The organism is Sporosarcina psychrophila, assembly GCF_001590685.1.
Lineage (GTDB): Bacteria > Bacillota > Bacilli > Bacillales_A > Planococcaceae > Sporosarcina > Sporosarcina psychrophila.
This window is the reverse complement of record NZ_CP014616.1, coordinates 737,181-758,809: the sequence shown is the minus strand read 5'-3', so window position 1 is coordinate 758,809 and position 21,629 is coordinate 737,181. Positions and strand designations below refer to the sequence as shown.

At 38.8% G+C, this 21,629-nt stretch carries 18 protein-coding genes; 10 read left to right on the top strand and 8 right to left on the bottom strand.

The window, feature by feature from the left end; genetic code table 11:
* Positions 1-218: 218 nt before the first annotated feature.
* The 3 genes from AZE41_RS03550 to fbpA form a co-directional block, all read right to left on the bottom strand.
* On the bottom strand, positions 219-1,361 hold the full coding sequence (locus AZE41_RS03550; RefSeq protein ID WP_067205742.1) for a DEAD/DEAH box helicase: 1,143 nt from the start codon (positions 1,359-1,361) through the stop codon (positions 219-221).
* A gap of 77 nt (positions 1,362-1,438) precedes the next feature.
* Positions 1,439-2,890, bottom strand: a complete 1,452-nt coding sequence (locus AZE41_RS03545) for an amidase family protein (RefSeq protein ID WP_067205740.1) — start codon at positions 2,888-2,890, stop codon at positions 1,439-1,441.
* A 113-nt stretch (positions 2,891-3,003) separates the two neighbouring features.
* Positions 3,004-3,156 (bottom strand): Fur-regulated basic protein FbpA, encoded by a 153-nt coding sequence (gene fbpA, locus AZE41_RS22520; protein ID WP_156475951.1) that lies wholly within the window; start codon positions 3,154-3,156, stop codon positions 3,004-3,006.
* Positions 3,157-3,319: 163 nt separating this feature from the next.
* On the opposite strand from fbpA, the gene AZE41_RS03540 reads away from it, so the two are divergent.
* A complete protein-coding gene (locus AZE41_RS03540; RefSeq protein ID WP_067205738.1) occupies positions 3,320-4,372 on the top strand; it encodes an SDR family oxidoreductase in 1,053 nt (350 codons plus the stop codon).
* A 960-nt stretch (positions 4,373-5,332) separates the two neighbouring features.
* Here the strand turns inward: AZE41_RS03540 and AZE41_RS03535 are convergent.
* Both AZE41_RS03535 and AZE41_RS03530 read right to left on the bottom strand, forming a co-directional pair.
* The gene (locus tag AZE41_RS03535; RefSeq protein WP_067205735.1) at positions 5,333-5,974 is read right to left on the bottom strand and encodes a DUF3885 domain-containing protein; all 642 of its coding nucleotides are present in this window, start codon (positions 5,972-5,974) and stop codon (positions 5,333-5,335) included.
* A gap of 165 nt (positions 5,975-6,139) precedes the next feature.
* Complete coding sequence (locus AZE41_RS03530; RefSeq protein WP_067205732.1) at positions 6,140-6,751, bottom strand: sterol desaturase family protein; 612 nt, start codon at positions 6,749-6,751, stop codon at positions 6,140-6,142.
* 401 nt (positions 6,752-7,152) lie between these two features.
* Here AZE41_RS03530 and AZE41_RS03525 point away from each other — a divergent pair, with 401 nt between their 5' ends.
* From AZE41_RS03525 to AZE41_RS03495, 7 genes are all read left to right on the top strand, one after another.
* Entirely contained in the window at positions 7,153-9,825 is a 2,673-nt protein-coding gene (locus AZE41_RS03525; protein WP_067205729.1) for a sigma-54-dependent transcriptional regulator, read from the top strand.
* A gap of 195 nt (positions 9,826-10,020) precedes the next feature.
* Positions 10,021-10,323 carry a PTS sugar transporter subunit IIB gene (locus tag AZE41_RS03520; RefSeq protein ID WP_067205726.1) on the top strand — a complete coding sequence of 101 codons (303 nt, stop codon included), beginning with the start codon at positions 10,021-10,023 and terminating at the stop codon, positions 10,321-10,323.
* Positions 10,324-10,475: 152 nt separating this feature from the next.
* Positions 10,476-11,849 (top strand): PTS sugar transporter subunit IIC, encoded by a 1,374-nt coding sequence (locus AZE41_RS03515; RefSeq protein WP_082786479.1) that lies wholly within the window; start codon positions 10,476-10,478, stop codon positions 11,847-11,849.
* A gap of 9 nt (positions 11,850-11,858) precedes the next feature.
* Positions 11,859-12,179 carry a PTS lactose/cellobiose transporter subunit IIA gene (locus tag AZE41_RS03510; RefSeq protein WP_067205725.1) on the top strand — a complete coding sequence of 107 codons (321 nt, stop codon included), beginning with the start codon at positions 11,859-11,861 and terminating at the stop codon, positions 12,177-12,179.
* A gap of 111 nt (positions 12,180-12,290) precedes the next feature.
* Entirely contained in the window at positions 12,291-13,601 is a 1,311-nt protein-coding gene (locus AZE41_RS03505) for a 6-phospho-beta-glucosidase (protein ID WP_156475950.1), read from the top strand.
* The gene (locus AZE41_RS03500) at positions 13,602-14,681 is read left to right on the top strand and encodes a DUF871 domain-containing protein (RefSeq protein WP_067205721.1); all 1,080 of its coding nucleotides are present in this window, start codon (positions 13,602-13,604) and stop codon (positions 14,679-14,681) included.
* 114 nt (positions 14,682-14,795) lie between these two features.
* On the top strand, positions 14,796-16,019 hold the full coding sequence (locus tag AZE41_RS03495) for a methyl-accepting chemotaxis protein (protein WP_067205718.1): 1,224 nt from the start codon (positions 14,796-14,798) through the stop codon (positions 16,017-16,019).
* Between the two features lie 63 nt (positions 16,020-16,082).
* Here AZE41_RS03495 and AZE41_RS03490 read toward each other — a convergent pair whose 3' ends face one another.
* Both AZE41_RS03490 and AZE41_RS03485 read right to left on the bottom strand, forming a co-directional pair.
* A complete protein-coding gene (locus AZE41_RS03490; protein WP_067205715.1) occupies positions 16,083-17,297 on the bottom strand; it encodes a carboxylate--amine ligase in 1,215 nt (404 codons plus the stop codon).
* 284 nt (positions 17,298-17,581) lie between these two features.
* A complete protein-coding gene (locus AZE41_RS03485) occupies positions 17,582-18,424 on the bottom strand; it encodes a glycerophosphodiester phosphodiesterase (RefSeq protein ID WP_067205712.1) in 843 nt (280 codons plus the stop codon).
* Positions 18,425-18,843: 419 nt separating this feature from the next.
* Between AZE41_RS03485 and AZE41_RS03480 the strand changes: the two genes are divergently transcribed.
* Together AZE41_RS03480 and AZE41_RS03475 are read left to right on the top strand one after the other, a co-directional pair.
* Positions 18,844-19,764, top strand: coding sequence for a S66 peptidase family protein (locus tag AZE41_RS03480; RefSeq protein ID WP_067205709.1), 921 nt, complete (start codon positions 18,844-18,846; stop codon positions 19,762-19,764).
* Between the two features lie 169 nt (positions 19,765-19,933).
* Positions 19,934-20,671, top strand: a complete 738-nt coding sequence (locus tag AZE41_RS03475) for a DUF2935 domain-containing protein (protein WP_082786792.1) — start codon at positions 19,934-19,936, stop codon at positions 20,669-20,671.
* A gap of 170 nt (positions 20,672-20,841) precedes the next feature.
* Here AZE41_RS03475 and AZE41_RS03470 read toward each other — a convergent pair whose 3' ends face one another.
* Positions 20,842-21,345, bottom strand: a complete 504-nt coding sequence (locus tag AZE41_RS03470) for a GNAT family N-acetyltransferase (RefSeq protein ID WP_067205703.1) — start codon at positions 21,343-21,345, stop codon at positions 20,842-20,844.
* Positions 21,346-21,629: the final 284 nt, after the last annotated feature.

Below are 21,629 nucleotides of genomic sequence, written 5' to 3'. Positions count from 1 at the left end.
CAGGATTACCGAAAAAAGTGTAGCTAGAAGTGACAGAGTCACTTCTAGCTACACTTGCCTCATGGTAAATGTGTCGTGAATAGTTTGCCGAAAGCGAACCGGAAATGATTCAGTGAAAACGGATTTTTTAAGCCCTATTCACCAGTATTTTATGCAAATAAATGGTTAATCAGCACACGTGCAATTTTCCCGACATATATAGATCCCTTGCGCTTGTCTTATTTCTTTTTAGGAGCTGCAATTGTTTTTGAATTTCCTTCGGCAAGATGGCCTTTATACCATACTTTTTGAACCGTTTTAATTCCTTTAGTCAGCTTACGATAATCTCGTTCTTCTGGGTACGACAACAATGTCAATACTTCCCCATCTCCGCCTGCTCGTCCAGTTCTGCCTGAACGGTGTAAATATTGCTCAACCGTATGTGGCACGTCGATGTGAATAACATGTGTTAAGCCATCAATGTCTAGCCCTCGTGCCGCAAGATCAGTTGCTATCAAAATCTTCAACTCGCCTTTACGGAAACTTTCCAATGTTTGCTGTCTCTCAAATTTCGTCATTTCTGAATGAAGAACCGCAATTGGTGCTTCGTTATACCTAAGCTTCATTTCTTTCATGCGAAGCTGATCCACATTATTAATAAATGCAAGAGCACGAATTCCATTCAAATAAGAAATCCCACGCAATACATCCGTTTTGTCCCGTGCATCCGTTTTCACAAATGAATGAACGACCTTACCCGATTTCGGCATTTCTTCCGCTCCAACTTGGATGCGGATTGGATCATTCATAAACTTGCTAGCAACAATTTCAATTTCATCTGTAATTGTCGCAGATACGGCAATAACTTGTCTTTCCGGATTTGCCGCTTCAATCATATTTTTCACAACGACACGATGATCACGCGCTAAAAGCTGATCGCCTTCATCAAGAACAATGTGACGAATATCATGCATTTTCAACTTTCTGACCTTGATAAGTTCAGCCAATCGACCAGGTGTTCCAACAACAATTGTTGGTTTTTTCTTCAATTGTTCAATCTGACGCTGCATATTGGCCCCGCCAATTAGTTGTGTAACCGTGATACCAGTTCCTGTTACCCATTCTCTGATAACATTAACGATTTGCATCGACAGTTCCTGTGATGGTGTTATAATCAGCGCCTGCGTTTGTTTTTTATCGCCATCAACCAATTGCAAAAGTGGCAATACAAATGCAAGTGTCTTGCCCGAACCCGTCGGTGACTCTGCAACGATATCTTTACCTGCCAGCATTTCAGGAATCATTTTCTCCTGGATTGGCATTTCGTACTCAAACTTCCATTTTTCTTTAAACATTTCGTCCATATTTTCTAAGAAGGACATCATTATCCCCACTTTCACTCTATTCCTTTCAGTTTATCATAATAGGCTCTGCTACACTCTATTTCTGACAAAACTGATTAAGGTTTTTTCCGTGCGTTGACACGCTGTTCGAACGCGTATGCATAGCCTATTAATTCAGGTTCAGTAAATGCTTTCCCTGAAAATGTAATGCCAAACGGTTCACCTGCCTCGGAATAGGCTGCTGGAACAGTAACAGATGGGAAACCCGCTGCCGCTCCGAAACTGCATCCATGATCTTGTGGAAATACTAGCGCTTGAATAGCATGCTCATCAAGTGCTTTGCCAAGTGCGATGTCCCCTGCCAAATGACGATTGCGGAGAAGTGCCTCTATATAAGCCCTTTCCGTCAGCGTTCCACTTGTTCGCTCCACTTTTTCCAGCATCACTTGACCGAATTTCAATGTTTCTTCTGCATGCTCATTGTTGAAGTTGATAATATCGGACAATGTACGAATCGCATTTGTTGCAGGTGTCTTCCCTAGATACGCATTCAAGGTCGCTTTAAATTCATAGAGAAGCACATTATAACCGAGGTCATTTTCCATTGTCCCTAATTCTACATCATCTATTATTACAGCACCTGCTGCCTCAAGTTCTTTGAGCGCGGCATCGAAAAGGTTCAAACGTTCCGTTGATGCTTCTCGTTCGAAAATCGTTCGTGCAACGCCAAGACGAACACCTTCAAGTGCTCTACTATCAAGCACAGACGTCCAGTCAATTCCTTCTAGACGGGATGCCTCCGCTGTTACAGGGTCTTCTGGGTCCGTGCCAATCAGCAGGCTAAATGTAATTGCTGCGTCGTGTACGGTCCTTGCCATAGGCCCCGGAGTATCCTGTGTGTACGAAAGAGGCATCACCCCTGTACGGCTGATTGTTCCTACAGTCGGCTTAATGCCAACGAGTGAGTTCTGCGCTGACGGGTTAAGGATTGATCCGGTCGTCTCCGTGCCAATTGCCACAGCTGCCATATTTGCTGCAATGCCTGCAGCGGCCCCCGAACTCGATCCACCGACATCAAATAAACCATATGGATTATTCACTTGACCACCACGTGAACTCCAGCCGTTCGTCATCCGATCGGACATAAAATTCGCCCACTCTGTCATATTCGTCTTTCCGAGAATAATAGCTCCCGCATCACGTAATTTCTTAACGAGAAAAGAATCCTCCGCCGCATAGAAATCCTTAAGCGCAAGTGACCCGCAACTCGTATGCATCATGTCGAGAGTCCCCATATTATCTTTCAATAAAATCGGAATACCATGAAGAAGTGAACGGATCCCTTTTTCCCGTCTTTCTACGTCAAGAGCCCTAGCAATCTGTACAGCTTGTGGGTTCAACTCAAGCACTGCATTTATATTTTTGTTCCTATATGAGATCGTGTCAATATACATAAACGTAAGCTCTTCAGCCGATAACTCTCCGCTACTCATCTTTACCTGCATAGCAGAAATTGTTGCTTCATCTAGCCAATCGCTTTGAAGTTTTTTTAACTTGTCATCTAACATCGGATTTCCCCACCATTCTGAACCTTATCGCACTAGTTTACCTCAATTGGTTAAACATAAGACAATACACGCTAAAAATACCGGCTGATGCAATGGTTCCAGCCGGTACGATATTATTCGGTACGTATTATATAGGCTTTCATAAGTGCGTAAAGCGGGAGTTCGTAAAGATGTTTCCCATGTAGTTTGAAAACCCCATCTTTCACAAGTCTTTGGATGATTTTCTCTCTCTTCAAATCCATCTGTGTTTCTTCCATCTTTCTCATGCTGTAAGTTCCTCCTTGATGTCGAATCCACAACATGTATTCCTCTAATGACCTTATTTCAAACATGAAACCGCTAATTTTTCACTTAAGCAACCATATATGCGATAATTAGAATAGCAATTGGACGGAGATAATTTCTGTCCTATTCATGGAGGGATTTAGGTTGACGATTTTCTTAACGGGTTCTACTGGCTTTCTTGGTGGTAAATTACTAAATAACTTACTAGAAACGACTGATCATACATTATTTGTACTCGTTCGGGATATGGACAAAGCTCAACGACTTGTCGCGAGTCTCTCAGGGGATGCTGCGAACAGAATCCAACTTTTAAACGGCGATATTACACAACCGCTTTTCGGACTTTCTGACGATGTCATTCATGAATTACAAGGCAAAGTCGACCTGTTTTATCACATCGCAGCTCTTGTGAAATTCGATGAAGAATTACGTGAAGAGCTCTTATCAGTCAATTACGAAGGTACAAAAAACGCGTTGGAATTGGCCAAACTATTTAATGTAAATCAATTCATTTATATCAGCACTGCTTACACTGTTGGGAAACGTGCGCATGGTGTAGAATTACTCTATCCAATCGATGCAAACGTTCATAATCCTTATGAAGAGAGCAAAGTAAAATCCGAACACCTTGCCCTATCCTATTCCGATTGTATGGATGTATCAATATTCCGTCCTTCAATTATTGTTGGTGATTCAGAAACAGGCGAAGCTGATTCTGAGTTCACGCTTTACGGTTTTATGAGGGCACTTGATGTGTTCAAGCGTCGTATCGCTAGATCTTCTGACAAGGCTGATGTTATTTACCGTGTCGTCGGAAGTAAAAACGCAACATCGAACTTTGTTCCAGTCAATTACGTTGCTGATATTTTAGCATTGGCTGCAAGTAAAGCGGAGGCTGGCAAGATTTACAACATTACAAACCCCTCGCCTGCGACGAATTACGATCTTCTATCTCTCATCAAAAACGCACTTGATTTTCAACAGTTGGAAATCATCGAGAACGCAGAACCTGGAATGCTGACAGCTGAGGAAGAGAGGCTGAACGGCATGATTAGCGTATTCAATGCCTACTTATCCCGCTCATTCAATTTCGATGACAATAACACGCAGCAACTTATTGAAGGAACTGATGTTAAGCATTTGGAGATGGACGAACAAACGACAAAGTTAATCATCGAAGCTTACTTCGCTGTTTAGAAATATATTTCAACACGTCTGGTGAGTAGGGCTTGATGACCTTGATTTTCACTGGACTATTTTCGGCCCGCTTTCGGCTAACTATTCATGACAGATTTACTGAGGGATCCTAGTGTGGCTAGAAGTGACTCTGTCACTTCTAGCCACACTTTTTCCGGTAATCCTGTTGCGAATAGTAGCCTGTCTCGTACCTATACTATTCAAGTGAAAAATGCAGTAGTTTTGGAAGAAAAGAATAGATGACATTCTATGTAGAGTGTAAGTGCCCGAAGGTGCAATTTCGGGCACTCTTGCACGTCGTACAATGCGTTCCTTGCTTACTTTTAGTAAAGAGTATGTATCTAATTCATGTAATATCTTATAGAAAGCGACAGTTCTTTACCAAAAAAAGTAAAAACAATATTGGAAGAATCAGCAGCCAAAATTACATCTTTGGCGGCTTTTATCCGGATAAGAAGCCCCGCTATTCTTTCGTCCAAAAAAGATTCAGCGCTACGAGTACTTATGGATTTGGAGCACGACAGATAAAGTTAATCTTCAATCAGAGGGGGGTTCTTCATCCCCCACTGATTGTTAGTTTAACCATTCGGGCTTTTACGGGCAGTTGATCCCCCACTTATTTTTCTTTTGTCCTTGAAGACTTGAAGTGGGGGTCTTACTGCCCGTTAATCCGGGATAAAGGACCACCATACGATTACCGAAAAAAATGTGTAGGGATGCGACAAATTCGCATCCCTACACATCCAGACATCTCGGTAATCGTATAGAAGTCATTCAATCCAAAGTCAACTATACACGTAGCGCTCAGTAGCTGATCATGTTATTCACTGGTTACTTTTGGTTAATCAACAGACGTGATATTTCAAAAAAATATCAAAAGGACGAATACCAATATGGTTTCGTCCTTTTTTATACGCAAAGAATCTTCAATTAAGAGTATCGCTTTTCGAATCGAACTACTCAACTAAATACTTTATCAATCTTTTCCCTATCATAATCCAATATCCAATCGTTATATTTCGCATAGATACTCCGAATTGCTTCCGGGGACTTAGCCACCAAATCACAGCCTCTGTCATCATACACATGGAAGATGGTTTCATTTTTCACATTGATAAAAAAGACTCGATTATTAATACTCGGTTTTACTCCCATATCAGTATTGCATATGGCTTTTAAGAGGGAGACGTATCTAATGTCAGAGGTTTTACATTTAAGAATAAAGAGATGTGTTTTGTATTTACCGTCTTCATCGTCTTCGGGAATTATGTAAGGAATCATCTTATGCTGTAATTTGTACAGAACAGACTTATCCCGTACATACCGTGAGAACAAATTCAATTTCCCACGGAACGCCCATTTACCTCCATAATCATGTGCATTTACCACAACTAAAATCTCTTCATCCTCTTGGTGTAAAGACTCAAACAAAGTGATAGCCCTGTCGTAAACTCCTCTAAGATAGACACTACCTTCTTTATTCTCTTCCCTTTTCCAGTCCACTCCTAATTCAAATCGAATACCAATGTCCCAGTTATAAAACAATGGTGGCGTAAGAACTAAGTTTGGGAAATTTGTTGCCATAAATTTTTCTAACTCCATATTTTTTGCTCCAATCTTCGTAGAAAAATTTGCGTTTCATTTTCTGCTCTCTAAGTCCTCTCTCACTAAGCAAGACATGTTCTTGAAATGTTTCTTACTATTAATACGTTGCGAGAACATGTTAAGTTTCCCTAGTTGCAATAACCAGGGAAACGAGTATTGTACTTACACCCTGTTTTCCAAATTACGTGCGGTCGGACTTTTTTCAACTTCCTTGTTTTCTTTAAAGGTTCCAAGCGTTTTATCGAATGAAGTATGGGTGACACCAAACCAATAATTTTCATTTTTAAAATGATGCAAAAGATGATGCTTCTTAATATTTTTCCCCATTTTCGTACGGGGCTGTATTGGCTTATGGGCAATATAATGTTTCCATTCATAATAGAGGAAGTAAGCCACTAAGCCTGTCGCGAATGACGCCGTCAGGTTCGTGCTCCCCGTTATTAGGAATATAATAAGTCCATAAATGATAAATCCCGGAATACTGAACCATAACGGCAGAAACAATAATTTCAAATCATCCGGATCGACATGATGATCATAGTGTAACCGTTTGATCATCTTCAGCATAAACGGGTTTTCTGGAGTCTTAATGTGAAATAAAAAACGGTGAACCATGTATTCACTTGTTGCATATGTCAGCATTCCCAAGACTAAAGCAACCCACGTCCAAAGATGGAGTACATGTGGAACGGTTAATGAAGCACAAACTATCAAAATAAGCAGCATAACAGCAATGTCAGGAAAAGCGCCGAACTCCCTCAAGTATTTCCTCATTTACAAGCATCCCCCTTTCCTTATAATTATATAGCAATAATTCAGACAACTCAACCATCTACTAATCATCCAATTGTAAAGATCATTTATTTTAGCAACTATAAGGTCAAAAGTATCCTTTATCATTTCAATCCATTACTACTGCTATTAGTTATAAGTACCTATCTCCTGTTTCACCTTCGTTAGAAAGCCAGACGCGAGAAGTCTTTTTGTTTCGGTATAAGGCTACTAGACCTTTTGAAATCCCAGTCTTCGCTTGAAAATCCAATTGTAGGTGGAATGAAACTTGGTTCAAGTCTTCTATCTGATTGAACTTGTTTGTGATACCATGGTAGAAATAAAGATAATACCGAACTATTCATATTAGTTGAAACAATGTAGCCGCTTGAGGAGGAATACATATGGGCCGTAAAGACGATATTTTTTATTATATTAAAAAAGTAAAAAGTAGTGTCTCCGCCATCGAGGTAGCCGAACACCTTCAACTTGATCGGTCAAATGTCAGTAGATATTTAAATGAACTTTACAAAGATGGTTTAATTGAAAAAACTAGCGGGAAACCAATCCTCTATTTTTATAAGGAGTTATTGCCTAAACCAAAATATGCAGAACCTAATCACGATGCGTTTTCTCACTTAATCGGTACGGAAGGAAGTTTGAGAATTTCCGTCCAACAAGCGAAAGCCGCAATCCACTATCCACCAAGGGGTTTGCACACTTTAATTCTAGGTAAAACAGGCACTGGAAAATCCTTTTTCGCTAAAATTATGTACAACTATTCTCTTGAGTCAAAATGTATCGAAGAGAATGCCCCTTTCATTCAATTCAATTGTGCGGATTATGCTCAAAATCCCCAGCTGTTGTTCGGACATATTTTCGGAGTGAAAAAAGGGGCTTTTACAGGGGCCACTGAGAATCGGATAGGGCTAATACAAAAAGCCGATAAAGGGGTCTTGTTTTTAGATGAAATTCATCGGTTACCTCCCGAAGGCCAAGAAATGCTATTTACTTTCATCGATAAAGGGGAATTTCGAAGCTTAGGGGATAGTGAGGAAACGAAAACCGCTTCTGTCCAAATCATCGGGGCCACTACGGAATCTACGGAATCTTATTTACTTGAAACTTTCACAAGAAGGATTCCGATGACGATAACATTGCCCTCATTAGAGGAGCGCCAATTTGAAGAACGTTATCAGCTAATCGAGCACTTTCTTATCCAGGAGTCAGGATCTTTGAATGAGACCATCTATGTTGAAAGGCATGCACTAACCGCATTTTTACTTTATCGTACGACTGCTAACATTGGTCAATTACAGCGTGATTTAAAACTCGCTTGCGCAAAATCTTTTTTGCATTATATATCAAATCAAACATCGAGCATCCTAATTCGGCAGAATGACCTATCAATCCATGTCCAAAAAGGATTACTGGACGTTAAACAATATCGAGAAAAAATGGATGGACTCATTGATACGGAAAAGAAAGTTTTCACGTTTTCCCATAAAGATGAAAGTACTGAGTATATTGACCAAGAACACGAGGAAAATCTTTATCAAAATATGGAGAACAAGTTAAAACAACTCCACCAAGAGGGTAAGAACGATAAAGAGATTCAAACAGAATTGCTTGTTGATTTCAATCAATATTTTGATGAATACATTGACCATTTACCACAAGTTGGTTTAAAAGAAATGGTTAATAATCAAATTTTGGAGATCACTGATAAGATTTTCCACTTTGCAGAACTAGAATTAAATCGTTCCTTTAAGAAGAAAATGAAATTTGCCTTTGCACTTCATTTACAAAGAACAATTGAGCGAATCGAACAGAACAACTTGATCTCACATCCCAATTTAAATAAAATTCATAAAAAATATCCAAAAGAATTTAAAGTCGCCATTGAAGCTGCACAAATGATAGGAAATGAAGTCGGTGTAGAAATTCCACTTGACGAAATCGGTTTTATCACCATGTTTTTAGTACCCGAAATAGAAGAAAACATGTATACCCAAGAACACAAGGTCATCATTATCGTCGTTATGCATGGAAACTCGACTGCAACTAGTATGTTAATGACTGTTCAGGATCTATTAGGCGTACGACTCGGGAAGGCTTTTGATATGCCACTTTCAATGGATGCACGGGATATGTATGACCTTATCAAAGGTGCAATACATGATCTACAACCGACAAAAGGAGTCTTATTCCTTGTAGATATGGGCTCACTTTCTTCCTTTGGCCATATGATTTTTGAAGAGATGGGCATAAAAACAAAAACAGTATCAATGGCAAGTACACCTGTAGTAATGGAAGCGGTTCGAAAAGCTTCATTAGGAAGAAGCTTGGAAGATATATATCATAGCAGTAAGCAATTACTTGAAAATCAGTTCAGTTCGTCGGCATCCCTTCCGAAACCATCCAAAAAAGCCATCATTACAGCTTGCTTCACAGGCGATGGTGTCGCTAAAATGATTAAAGAACAGTTAGAAAAAGTTGTAAAAGGAAAAAATATCGAACTTATTACTTTACAATTTCTTCATCGGCAATCTTTCACAGAAAAAATCGATCAATTACTAGAGGACTATAATATATTAGCGATTGCAGGGACTGTCCAATTCGAATACTTCAATATCCCTTACTTTTCACCGATTGAAATCTTCCAGGACCATCATTTAAAAAGATTAGAAAATTTAATTGGTAATCATGAACCCTATAGCGAGATGGTAGAAGCACTTGAAAATCACTTTAAAATGATTCCCTCTGTCTCTCGTTTAATACAACTGTTGCAAAAAACCGTGATTAAACTTGAATTGCAATTGAGCATCACACTGGATACTGGGGTCGATACGGGCATTATCCTCCACTTAGCCTTTCTCATTGAAAATATGAGATTAAATCAACCAGCACGTCCATTCCCTAGTCCAAAAAAGTTTCATCAAGAGCATGCAGACAAGCTCGCGATTGTGAAAACTATCTTATATAGCTTAGAAGTCGAATATGATATTACCTTTGCAGAAAGTGAACAGATGCATATTTATAAAATGTTTGTAGAAAACAATCGTATCTCAACATAGGTACCCTAAAAAAGTGAGGTGTGTGAACGTTTACACACCTCACTTTTATGTGTGTAACGTAAAAGGCGCAAAAAGACAGCGTTTACACCAAAAAAAGTCGGCACGCTTCTTGCATATTAAATAGACGTACAAGTAAATATACGGCTAACACTATTTACTTGAATTATAAAAAGAGGAAATGGGGAGGAATAGACTATGAAAACCATCATGCTCGTTTGTTCTGCAGGAATGTCAACTAGCTTACTAGTGACAAAAATGGAATCGGCAGCAAAGGCTCAAGCTATGGATGTTAAAATTTTTGCTGTATCGGAAGCGGAGTCTAGTAGACACTTCGATTCAATTGACGTTCTACTATTAGGACCGCAAGTGCGTTATCTAAAAAAGAAAATTGAAAAAGCAGTTGAAGGAAAGAACATCCCAGTTCAAGTTATCGAAAGTATCGATTACGGCACAATGAATGGCGAATCCGTTCTTGCAAAGGCGCTTGCATTGCTATAATCATAGGCTAAAAGCTTTTCCAGTGATACGAAGATCATATGGGGAGAGATTCGGAGGTTTGTCGAATTTCTGATCTTTAATTTAAATTAACGGAATAATCAACTAAAAATACATTCTTTCTTATTCCAAGGAAGAATAAAGGGGAGAATAAAATGAACGGAAAAATGGATAAGTTTATGGAAATTGGTGGTCGTATTGGGGCTCAACGTCACCTAGCTGCCATTCGTGATGGCTTTGTTATTATCATGCCATTAATGATTCTTGGTTCAATGGTTACGCTTATCAATAATTTGCCGATTGAAGCATACCAGAATTTTATGGAGATGATTTTTGGCGGTGATGCTTGGAAGCAATTTGGTGGGGCCGTTTGGACGGGGACATTCGCAATTGTTTCGTTACTTATCGCCTTCACAATTTCCTATCAACTTGCCCGTTCATACGATAAGGACGGTCTGTCAGCCGGGGTTGTCTCTTTTGCTTCTTTACTAACGATTACAACGCCCATTGCGGAGGGCTCAGGATTACCATTAGTTTGGGCCGGTTCACAAGGATTATTTATCGCTATTATTGTAGCACTCGTTTCAACTGAGATTTTCACGAGATTACTTGGCAATAAGAGGCTCGTAATGAAGATGCCTCCTAGCGTTCCGACAGCGGTAGCAAAATCATTTGCAGCTCTATTCCCAGCTATGATTGCAATAAGTATATTTGGTCTAATTAAGGTATTTACTTTAGTAGCAGGTATGCCTGATATCCATCAAGCATTCTTCGATGCATTACAGGAGCCAGTCTCCAAATTGGCTAACACACCTGGGTCGGCCATTGTTCTTGCATTGATTATCCATGTTCTTTGGTTTTTTGGACTTCATGGAGGAAATGTTATGGAGCCAGTTATGCAAGCGGTTTATTTACCAGCAATTGAAGCAAATATAAAAGCATTTGAAGCTGGATTAGAAATTCCTTATATCGTAACAAAACCATTTTTTGATGCCTTTATGTATTTAGGGGGTACAGGTGCAACGCTTGGTTTGATCATTGCGGTGTTTATTGCAGGCCGTCGTCATAAACATTATCGAAACATATCGGGCTTGAGTGCGGGACCAAGTCTATTTAATATTAATGAGCCAATTCTATTTGGTTTCCCGATTGTGTTAAATCCATTGTTAATCATTCCATTCATCTTGACGCCAGTAGTTCTGGTAATCTTTAGTTACGTTATGATTGCAACTGGAATTGTTCCAAAAACGGTTAACCTCATCCCATGGACAACACCACCTGTTATTGGTGGGTTTTTGGCCACAGGATCTTGGAAAGGGGCTGTATTAGCCGCTGTTAACTTAATCATTTCAGTAGTAATTTATCTGCCATTTGTTAAAATTGCGGAAAGAATTGAAGTGAAAAAACTTCAAGAAGAACTGGCATTACAAGATGAAGCTGATTCTCGTCAACAACAAAATGAATTATCAGTCCAAGATGGGCCTATATTACAACCAGAAGAAAAAACATTAATCTCAAGTAGGAAGTAGTGAGCAGTTATGAACTTAGAAGAACAAATCATGCAGATCATTCTTTATAGCGGGAATGCAAAAAGCACTGCCTTCGAGGCGATTCAAGCTGCAAAAGAAAATAATTTTGATCAGGCTAACGAATTGATTGAAAAAGCAAATGTGGAAATGAGCAATGCACATCGTGTTCAAACATTTTTAATACAGTCAGAAATTCGTGGTGAGAAAGTAGAATCCTCTCTCCTGCTCATTCATGCACAAGATCATCTTATGAACGCAATCACATTTAAAGATCTTGCAGGTGAATTTATCGCCTTATATGAAGCGATGAATAGCTGCCGGAAAAGTTGAATTGTAAATAATATCATTCGGGAGAAATCGAGTTAATACAGTGATTGCTCCCCCCTTTTATTTTTGACTATAAAATTCATACAAATATTATAGATATTGGAGGAACCAACTATGAAAATTGCGGTAATCGGTGGTGGCAGTAGCTATACACCTGAACTAATCGAAGGTATTATTCTTCGGGCGACTCAAATAAAAGCAGATGAAATCGTATTGGTTGATATTGAAGCGGGAAAAGAAAAACTTGAAATTGTCGGTTCTCTTGCAAAGAGAATGATTAAAAAAAGCGGTCTTCCCATCACGATTGAACTTACCTTTGATCGTGTTAAAGCAATTACAAATGCAGATTTTGTATTAACACAATTTCGGGTTGGTGGTCTTGATGCAAGGGCAAGTGATGAACGTATCCCACTAAAATACGATGTAATTGGTCAAGAAACTGTTGGACCTGGGGGATTTGCAAAAGCCCTTCGGACGATTCCCGTCATCCTCGATATTTGTAAAGAGATTGAGCAATATTCAAATGATGCCTGGTTGATTAACTTTACCAACCCAGCAGGAATAGTAACAGAAGCAATTCATAAGTACACGTCTGTCAAAGCTATCGGTCTCTGTAATGTGCCTATTAATATGAAACAAATGACTGCAACTATTTTAGAAGTTGATCGAGATAATCTAAACATGTCCTTTGCCGGATTAAATCACCTTGTCTATGCAACAAAGGTATTCGTCAACGGTGAGGATAAAATGAGTACACTTATCGAGCGCATCGCTGAGGGACGCAATATGAATATGCGCAACATTCATGATGCGCCATGGGATAAAGAGTTTTTACAAGCGTTAAATGCTTTGCCATGCCCCTATCATCGTTATTACTACATGATGGATGAAATGCTGATTGAAGAAAAAGAAGCAGCCGAACTCAGAGGAACACGTGCTGAACAAGTTAAAATCATTGAAAAAGGATTATTTGAAACCTATAAGAATCCTAATTTAGACGTCAAACCGAAAGAATTAGAAGAACGAGGCGGTTCACTTTATTCAGAAGCAGCCATCTCTCTTATTTCATCAATTGTTACCAATGACCATGCCATTCATACGGTGAACGTCCCTAATAATGGAACCATTACAGATCTCCCGGATAATGTTGTTATTGAAGTGTCTTGTACTGTTAATAGTGAAGGACCACAGCCCATTCAAGTTGGTAAACTCCCTCCTGAATTGAACGGCTTAATCCAACAGATAAAAGCATTTGAACAATTAACAATCGAAGCTGCTGTGACCGGAAATAAACAAAAAGCGTTGCTTGCCTTAACAACTAATCCGTTTGTTCCTTCCAGTAAAGTAGCTAAGTTATTGTTAGATGAGATACTAGAAGTCAATCAAGCCTATTTACCACAGTTTTCAATGAAGGCACTAGTGTAAATGAGAAAGCTCGGAATTTCAATTTATCCACAGTATGGGACAGAAATAGAACTCGTCAACTATATGGAAAAAGCTAGTTTCTATGGTTTCACACGTATGTTCACCTGTCTAATGTCCGCAACGGATGAACAAGATACCCAACAACTGCAAACTCTTTTAAAAAAGGCAAACGAACTCGAGTTTGAAGTTATTGCCGATGTCAGTCCATCGGTTTTCGAAGAAAAAAATCTTTCCTATAAAGATTTATCGTATTTTAAGGAACTTGGTCTGTCTGGGCTTAGGCTTGACCTCGGTTTTTCAGGATTAGAAGAAAGCGTTATGTCTTTCAATGACTATGGACTTTCCATTGAATTGAATATGAGTCAAGGAACGAAATACCTTGAAAATATTCTTTCCTATCAACCGAACAAGCAAAAAATAATTGGTTGCCATAACTTTTATCCTCGACGTTACACGGGCCTATCAAGAGAACATTTCCTCAAATGCTCTGCCCAATATAAAGAAAATGGCATCCGTACAGCAGCTATGATTTCTTCAAAAGATGCAGAGTTTGGACCGTGGCCAGTCCAAGAAGGCCTTCCAACTCTTGAGGAGCATCGCTTTTTACCCATTGATGTTCAAGCAAAGGATTTCTTCCAAACAAATCTCATTGATGATTTGATTATCGGTAATGCTTTTGCGTCAGAGGAGGAGTTAAAAAGTTTATCCTTGCTCAACCGCTATTTATTAGAATTAAAGGTGGACTTTAAAGAACAAACTTCACAGATGGAGAAAGAAATTGCGTTAGAAAATCCACACTTCAACCGTGGAGATGTTTCCGCCTATGTTATCCGTTCTACGCAAAGTCGTGTTCTCTATCAACAACATGACTTCCCAGCTCATGATACAGATACAATTGCTCGTGGAAGTGTCACAATCGATAATTCCGGCTATGAGCGTTACAAAGGTGAACTCCATATTGCCCTCTCTCCTATGGAGAACAGTGGAAACACAAATATTGTTGCAACAGTTGACAAAGAGGAACAGTTTTTACTAGATCAGATTCATCCTTGGCAAAAATTTAAGCTAATCGAAAAGTAATCATTAGCGGTGTCAGGCACCGGTTTCTCCACGTCTGACACCGTTTTTTCACAAACTCTGCCTGATAGTATATAACTAATTTGCCTTACGGGAAAAAAGTCTGGAGTGAGAGAAATGCTTACAAAGAGTTACTTATTCATGAAATTAGTAGTCGTCCATGGTGTCCTTGTTTTATCCGTCGGAGGAGCTGCCTCTCTTTTTGCACAATGGGAAAGCTTGCTTCTTGCCTATTTAGCCATTGGCGTACTTACAATTATGAGCATACTGGCATTCTATTTAACTTTTGGAAAAACATTTACGTTATTGGCACAAACCGCGTTGGAGGCTTCATCACTAACGAAAATAGATTGTTCGAATACACCGGATGACATTAAAAAGCTGCATTTGGTCATTCACAGCCTTTCGAATGACAATGAGGTGCTTTTCCAACAAGTTAGTGATGCAAGTATGCACGTCATAATGTCTGCCGGAGAACTTACAGCCATTTCCGAAGCAACCTCAGCCACCAGTGCTGATATCAACAGCGCCATTCTTGGCATTTCACACGAAGTATTACATCAGGTCGCAGATATGGAAATCGTCAGCAACCGAGTGAAAATGATGAACGATTCAATTGATATGATGAATCAACAAAATCAGATCATTAGTCAAGTGACAACAAATTCAGAAATGGCCACACAACAAGGTGCAGAGATGGTTGCACAGCTTAAACAATCCAATGAAAAATCCTTACACGCCTCAGACCAAATTAGTGTAAGCATTTCAGCACTATATAATAAAACATTGGATATTTCCCGGATAACCGAAACGATTAAAGGTATTTCTTCAGAAACAAATTTATTGGCATTAAACGCTAGTATAGAAGCAGCAAGGGCGGGAGTGCATGGGAAAGGGTTTGCTATCGTTGCTAGTGAAGTACGTAAATTAGCGGAGCAGTCAAATACTTCAACACAACAAATTCAAAAAATGATCGCAAGCATTGAACACGAAACAGAAAAGACCATCCAGACAATGACGGAAACCATCTCCCATTCCAGGCAGCTTGATGAATCCGTTAAAGCAACGGAAAAAGAATTCATCGCCATTCGGCAAGCCGTTACACAAACCATTGAAGCAATCGATACTTTAAATGATGAATTAAAAAAAGTGACCGAACAAAACCATACGATATCGATTGCTGTCCAAAACTCATCCGATGTTTCTCAGCAAACTGCAACATCCGTAGAAAATATTACTTCATCAATAAAAAAACAAAGCAAAATGATCGCCATGATTGCAGAGTCCGCCGGAAGTCTAAGCGTGATCAGCATGCAGCTAGATTCGATAGTGGAATCTTAATAACACACAGCACTTATAAGTCGAAATAAACAATCCCCTATGCATATCGCATAGGGGATTGTTTTACCATGTACTATTTTTATATTTACGATAGTAATTAACTTGTCTGGCGAATAAATACAGCTTACGCTTGAAATGACGGTCTTTTTTATAAAACAATGGATTGCCGTATTTCCCAGCTCTAAGCAATGCTTTCACATCTTTGAGTACTTCTTGGTTCGACACAAATTTCTTCAGTACGATTTTAGGTACGACAGTGAATAGGAATTTTTCATTCAGTAGCGTCAGCTCTTTCTGTTGACCGTGAATGACGTCATCGACTAGATACTTCGCCATATTATGTCCACAAGCCGTAATATAGTAGCTTGATCGTCCTTGTCGTATATTCACCTCAAACACTTTGAACTTACCGTCCCGTTCGTCATACTTCAAATCAAAGTTCGCGTAACCGACGTAGTTCAATGCTTCAAGGAAGCCTTTTAGTTTCAACATCATCTCTTCATTATACCGAGTAATAAGCGCTGTATAATTCCCTATCGCAGTGACGGTATGCTCTTGTAGCACGACTTGTGCGAAAGTGATCAGCTCAGCTTTTCCATGACTGTTCATGTAGAATACGGAATCCCACATGTATGTATCGTCCCCTGGAATATAGTCCTGGATAATGAGATCCTCTCTATAGCCGCCCGCTTTAATCGTTGTAATAACGTTATGGACTTCATCGTAGGAATCGACCTTATACACTTTTTCCATGCCTGCAAACGGATTCTTATAGTACTCGACACCGTTGCTTGGTTTGATAATGATTGGGAACATGACCTTTTCTGAGAATGGCTTTTCATCCCGACAAGAATAGTAATATGTAGCCGGTGCTTCAATACCATGTTCTGCGCATAACTTATAAAAATTCGATTTAACGAGCACATCGTTCATAAGTGGTTCCGAAATATAATTAAACACGAAATGACTTTTCAGCTCGTCCGCATTTTCAATAATCATCCGGACGTAAAGATCATTTGTTCCGATAAGCAGCATTTTTTTCCCTGGCTCCGCATACTTCTCTGCAATCTCTTTCAAGAAGCTCACGAATACTTGTTGTTCAGGCAGTTTTGGATTGAGTTCTATCGTCTTTATAATTGAGCTTAAACTGGTGAATGATAAAGATTCTTTTCCTACTAGAATTGGGTTGATCCCATACTCTTCATGGAATGAGATCGCCATGTTGTAAGCATTCATGTCTGTTCCGATAATGATTGGTATGAAATTATTATTTGTCATTTTATCCTCCAACTATCTTTTCTACTCATAAGTGTATGGCTCCTGTTTTTCATTGTCAAGGAAGCGCATTATGAGCTGAACCATAATAAAATCCAGTACTGCCCCAATAGGCTAGTACTAGATTCCTTTTCATACTATGGATTACTCTCATGTCTATTGATTAACCATTTTCTTACACAACATACAGGTAAGCTAGGCGCAAAAGTCTTTATGTCGACTAGTACGTTCTTGGATCGCTTTCGGCTACAATAATCACGGCAGCTTTCCCAAGGAACAGATGTGGATTACTCTTGCACCAGCTGGATGGGGCCCTCGACTGGCCAAATTGAAAAATCTGTAATGATGCCGTCAACGTTGTATTGATAAGCTTTGTCCACCCATCCTCGATTTTTCGTAGACCAAACTAATACTTTTCCACCTTGATTATGTATTTGATTGATCTCACGTTTATTGACATATGAGACATTAAAGTTAATATATGTCGCAAAGGATGTCAGGTCAATTATTTTTTGAGAGGACAGAGATTGAATAGATGGTTTTATGAGTAGGGCCACCTCTAATTCTGGAAGCAACGTGTTCATTTTCCTCATCGATTCGATATCGAAAGATTGAACAATAATGCTGTTCAAATCATTATATTCACCCAACAAAGCCACTACTCGCTCTTCGATACCCGGGTACATCGATGGCTTCTTAATCTCTATTAATAAACCAGTTTCCCCGTAAAATTCTTCGAGCAATTCATTTAAAGTAATGATTTTTTCTCCGGCAAATGAAGAATGGAATTTCCCTCCTGCATCTAGCTCTTTCAATTCGGCAAGCGTGAAGTTTTTCACATAGCCAGAACCATTTGTTGTCCTGTCCACTTTGTCATCATGCATAATGATTAACTCTCCATCTTTCGACAGGTGCACATCACATTCTAAAAAGTCTGCCCCAAGCTCTAACGCTTTTCGAAAAGCGGACTGCGTATTTTCTGGAGCGAAATTAGAAGCGCCACGGTGCGCAACACTAATCATTCCATTCATTTCTACATGATGAAAAGGTCGTGCCTCGTAACCAACTAGAAGTAGCATACATATACTTACAAAGACGAATAATAGCTTCTTTTTCTGTAACTCCCCCATAATTATAACCTCAGACCAAATGATGAATACTAACTATTCTAATCATTCTTTTTATTTATTATAGCATATGCGGAAGGTCCTGCAACTGTTAATTCTTACTAGGCTTAAAGATACAAATAGTTCCAATAATAATCTATATAGATAGTCGGCACTTAACAAATAGATTGTTCTTCCAACATCGCTTTTTCGTTAGATTTGTTCTTTATACTGGCGAGGTATACCACCTAGTTAATTCTAAATAAGCAGTGCCGAATATATAGATTGAAATAAAGAACCCCAATGAATTCGCTTCGGCTGCCCCTTGGAAGGCGCCTTCACTCAGTTTATAAAGGTATTCATTTGTTAACATAAATTATTTCTTTTTTTAATAAATGCAATGATTTGTATGATTCTATTTCATTAAAAGGGAGCTGTAAAATATGGCTATAAAACCACCTCACTTGCAGCCAGGAGATACTGTTGGGATTGTTACGTTGGGGAGTCCATTGGCAGCAAGTAGAATAGATGCAGGAATAACAACTTTACGGAATATGGGGTTTAAAGTACTTGTAGGCGAGCATGTCTATTCATCGAATGGATTCCTCGCAGCGACGCCCCAACAAATGGCGTCGGATTTGATGAACATGTTTCAGAATAAAGAAGTGAAATGGATATTGCCCTCAAGGGGCGGCGTTGGTGTAGCAAGTATTCTCCCCTTCCTCGACTTTTCTATCATTTCTCAAAATCCGAAAATCGTCTCAGGCTACAGTGACATTACAGTACTACTAAATGTACTGTACGAATATGCGGACTTAATTTCATTTCACAGCCTTCTCCTGCTAGACTTCAATCCAAATACTCCGGCATATAATTTCAATCAATTCTTCTCAGCAACCACAACATTAACCGCGCCTTGGCTAATAAATAATCCACCTGGTATGCTTCTCGAAAGCTTAGTTCCCGGAAACGTAACCGGTCCCGTTGTCGGAGGCAATCTCACATCTTTCATCGGTACGTTAGGAACTTCTTTTGAAATCAATACGGAAGGAAAAATTATCGTACTTGAAGAAACGCATGAACCGATTAACACAGTTTACAGGTATTTGAATCATCTTTTATTAGCCAAGAAGTTCGATGATTGCGTAGGGATAATAATGGGGGAATGTACAAATTGTGTAGATGCATATGGAAAGTCCTATAACGATCTTATAAACGATTTTCTAGTCCCTTTAGGTAAACCACTCATGTCCAATCTAGCAACTGGACATGGCATTTATAAAGCTACAATACCTATTGGGGCAACCTTGAATATGAATACAGTTAACCGGACAATAACTGTGATGGAACCTGCTGTTAGCTAGCAATAACACATAGCTTAATCCCTGAGTATTAATTATTAAATATGAAAACAGTATGGATTCATCCTACTCCGAATACAGTAGATAGCATCGACACTATAAGAGGAGTGAATACCCGATACCGACATTTGTAACACAATCATTGGATGAGATCCGATTTTGGTCACGGATTATGAAGGAACACGCTTTCTTTTTAAGTCTCGGGTTTACTGCAGATGATACAGAACTTATTCGAGAAGCACAGCAATTTATTGCAGTATTTGAACGAATTGAAGAACAAATTAGCAATTACAACGAAACAACAGATCCGAATGTAATTAGACAACTAAACATTCAAGTGTATCAGGCGGCAGCTTCTATTTGGGCATATAAACGAAAAGTACTGGGATTGATATTACGGTGCCAAATTGTGTCCAATAATATTCCTTTATTAGTTGATCATACAAGCCGAGAGGCGGCTTATTTTGCTAAGCGATTGAAAGAATTAAATGAAGGTAAGCTGATACCTTTACCTGAGGCAATTATTAAAGAGAATGTGTTTTTCTTAAAAATAATGGCGGATCACTCAAAATTCATCAGCCATCTATTAGACCCATCCGAAAGAAAACTTGTCGATCAAGCTCGAGAATTTAGCCATGATTTCGACCAACTTCTTTTCCAAGCACAAGATTTGGATCACATGCGTCCTCAGTCAGAAACTCAACCGCTTTTAGAACACTTTCTTGACCAAAATCGCGTTTCTGTCGTATCGTTACGCGATTTCAAAAAGACGGCAAGAGATTTAATTGAAGCATGTAAAATAAAGAGCAACATTCCCGCTTTGCTTGCTGACCACGTTTACCGTGAAGCGGATCACTTCCTTCAAATTATTGATGCATTCGATGAGCATCTTACAACACAAAGTACTTAACACCTTACTATGAAAAAATCGCTGGGATTCATTTCGAGACACTTATTCCCCATCCGGCGTATTTCATCATATACACCTCCACTATCATAAAAAAGTTATTACCTGACGTGGTATATCCAAAAAAAAGAACCAACATATAAAATGCTGATTCTCTCCTACTGAGGAATTATCTAAAAAATTCTCCAATAATATAATTCTTCCGTTTCTTTATACATTTCTGCACCCGTCTTTTCTAATACTCTATGAGAAGCATTATTGTCTTTTTCGGTATCTGCAATTATATACCGAACATTAGGCTGACTTAACAGCCAACTTTTCGTTCTAATAATCGTTTCCGTCATATAGCCATTACCTTGATAGTTAGGCAATGTGTAATAGCCGATTATTACTTCACCATTTGCATTTGGTAAGCCCTTTAGCATCATGCCGCCAATTACACAATTATTATCATCAGAAACAATTAACCAATTTGTATTCCACAAATAATTTTGCTTATCATTTACTACCTTTGTAAGTCTATATTCCATGGCTTGCCTAAGTTCCTCACTAAGAATTTCATCTGAATGACTTAGTGATAACTTTAATTCCATTGCCTTCTGATTATCAATTAGTAATTTTAAGTTTACTGCATTTAAGGGTATTAATCTTAACCGTTCTGTCTTTAATTCCATCATTTATACACTCCTATCATAATTTGCGTCTATTAAATAGACAAATAACAAATTTAGAAATAAGTATATGTTATTGGCAGCGGCTCCCATAATATTAATTCCATATAAAAGAGGAAGCAATAAATTCATTTCCAATAAAAGTATGGATGATTAATTCTAACAATTAGATAACTTCCGTGCAAGTTCACTGGTACTTTTCGCTATCTAACGGGATTCTTATAAATAATTCCGTATACAACCAGAAGATACCAATCATCAAAATAATTCCAATATAAACGGACATTATT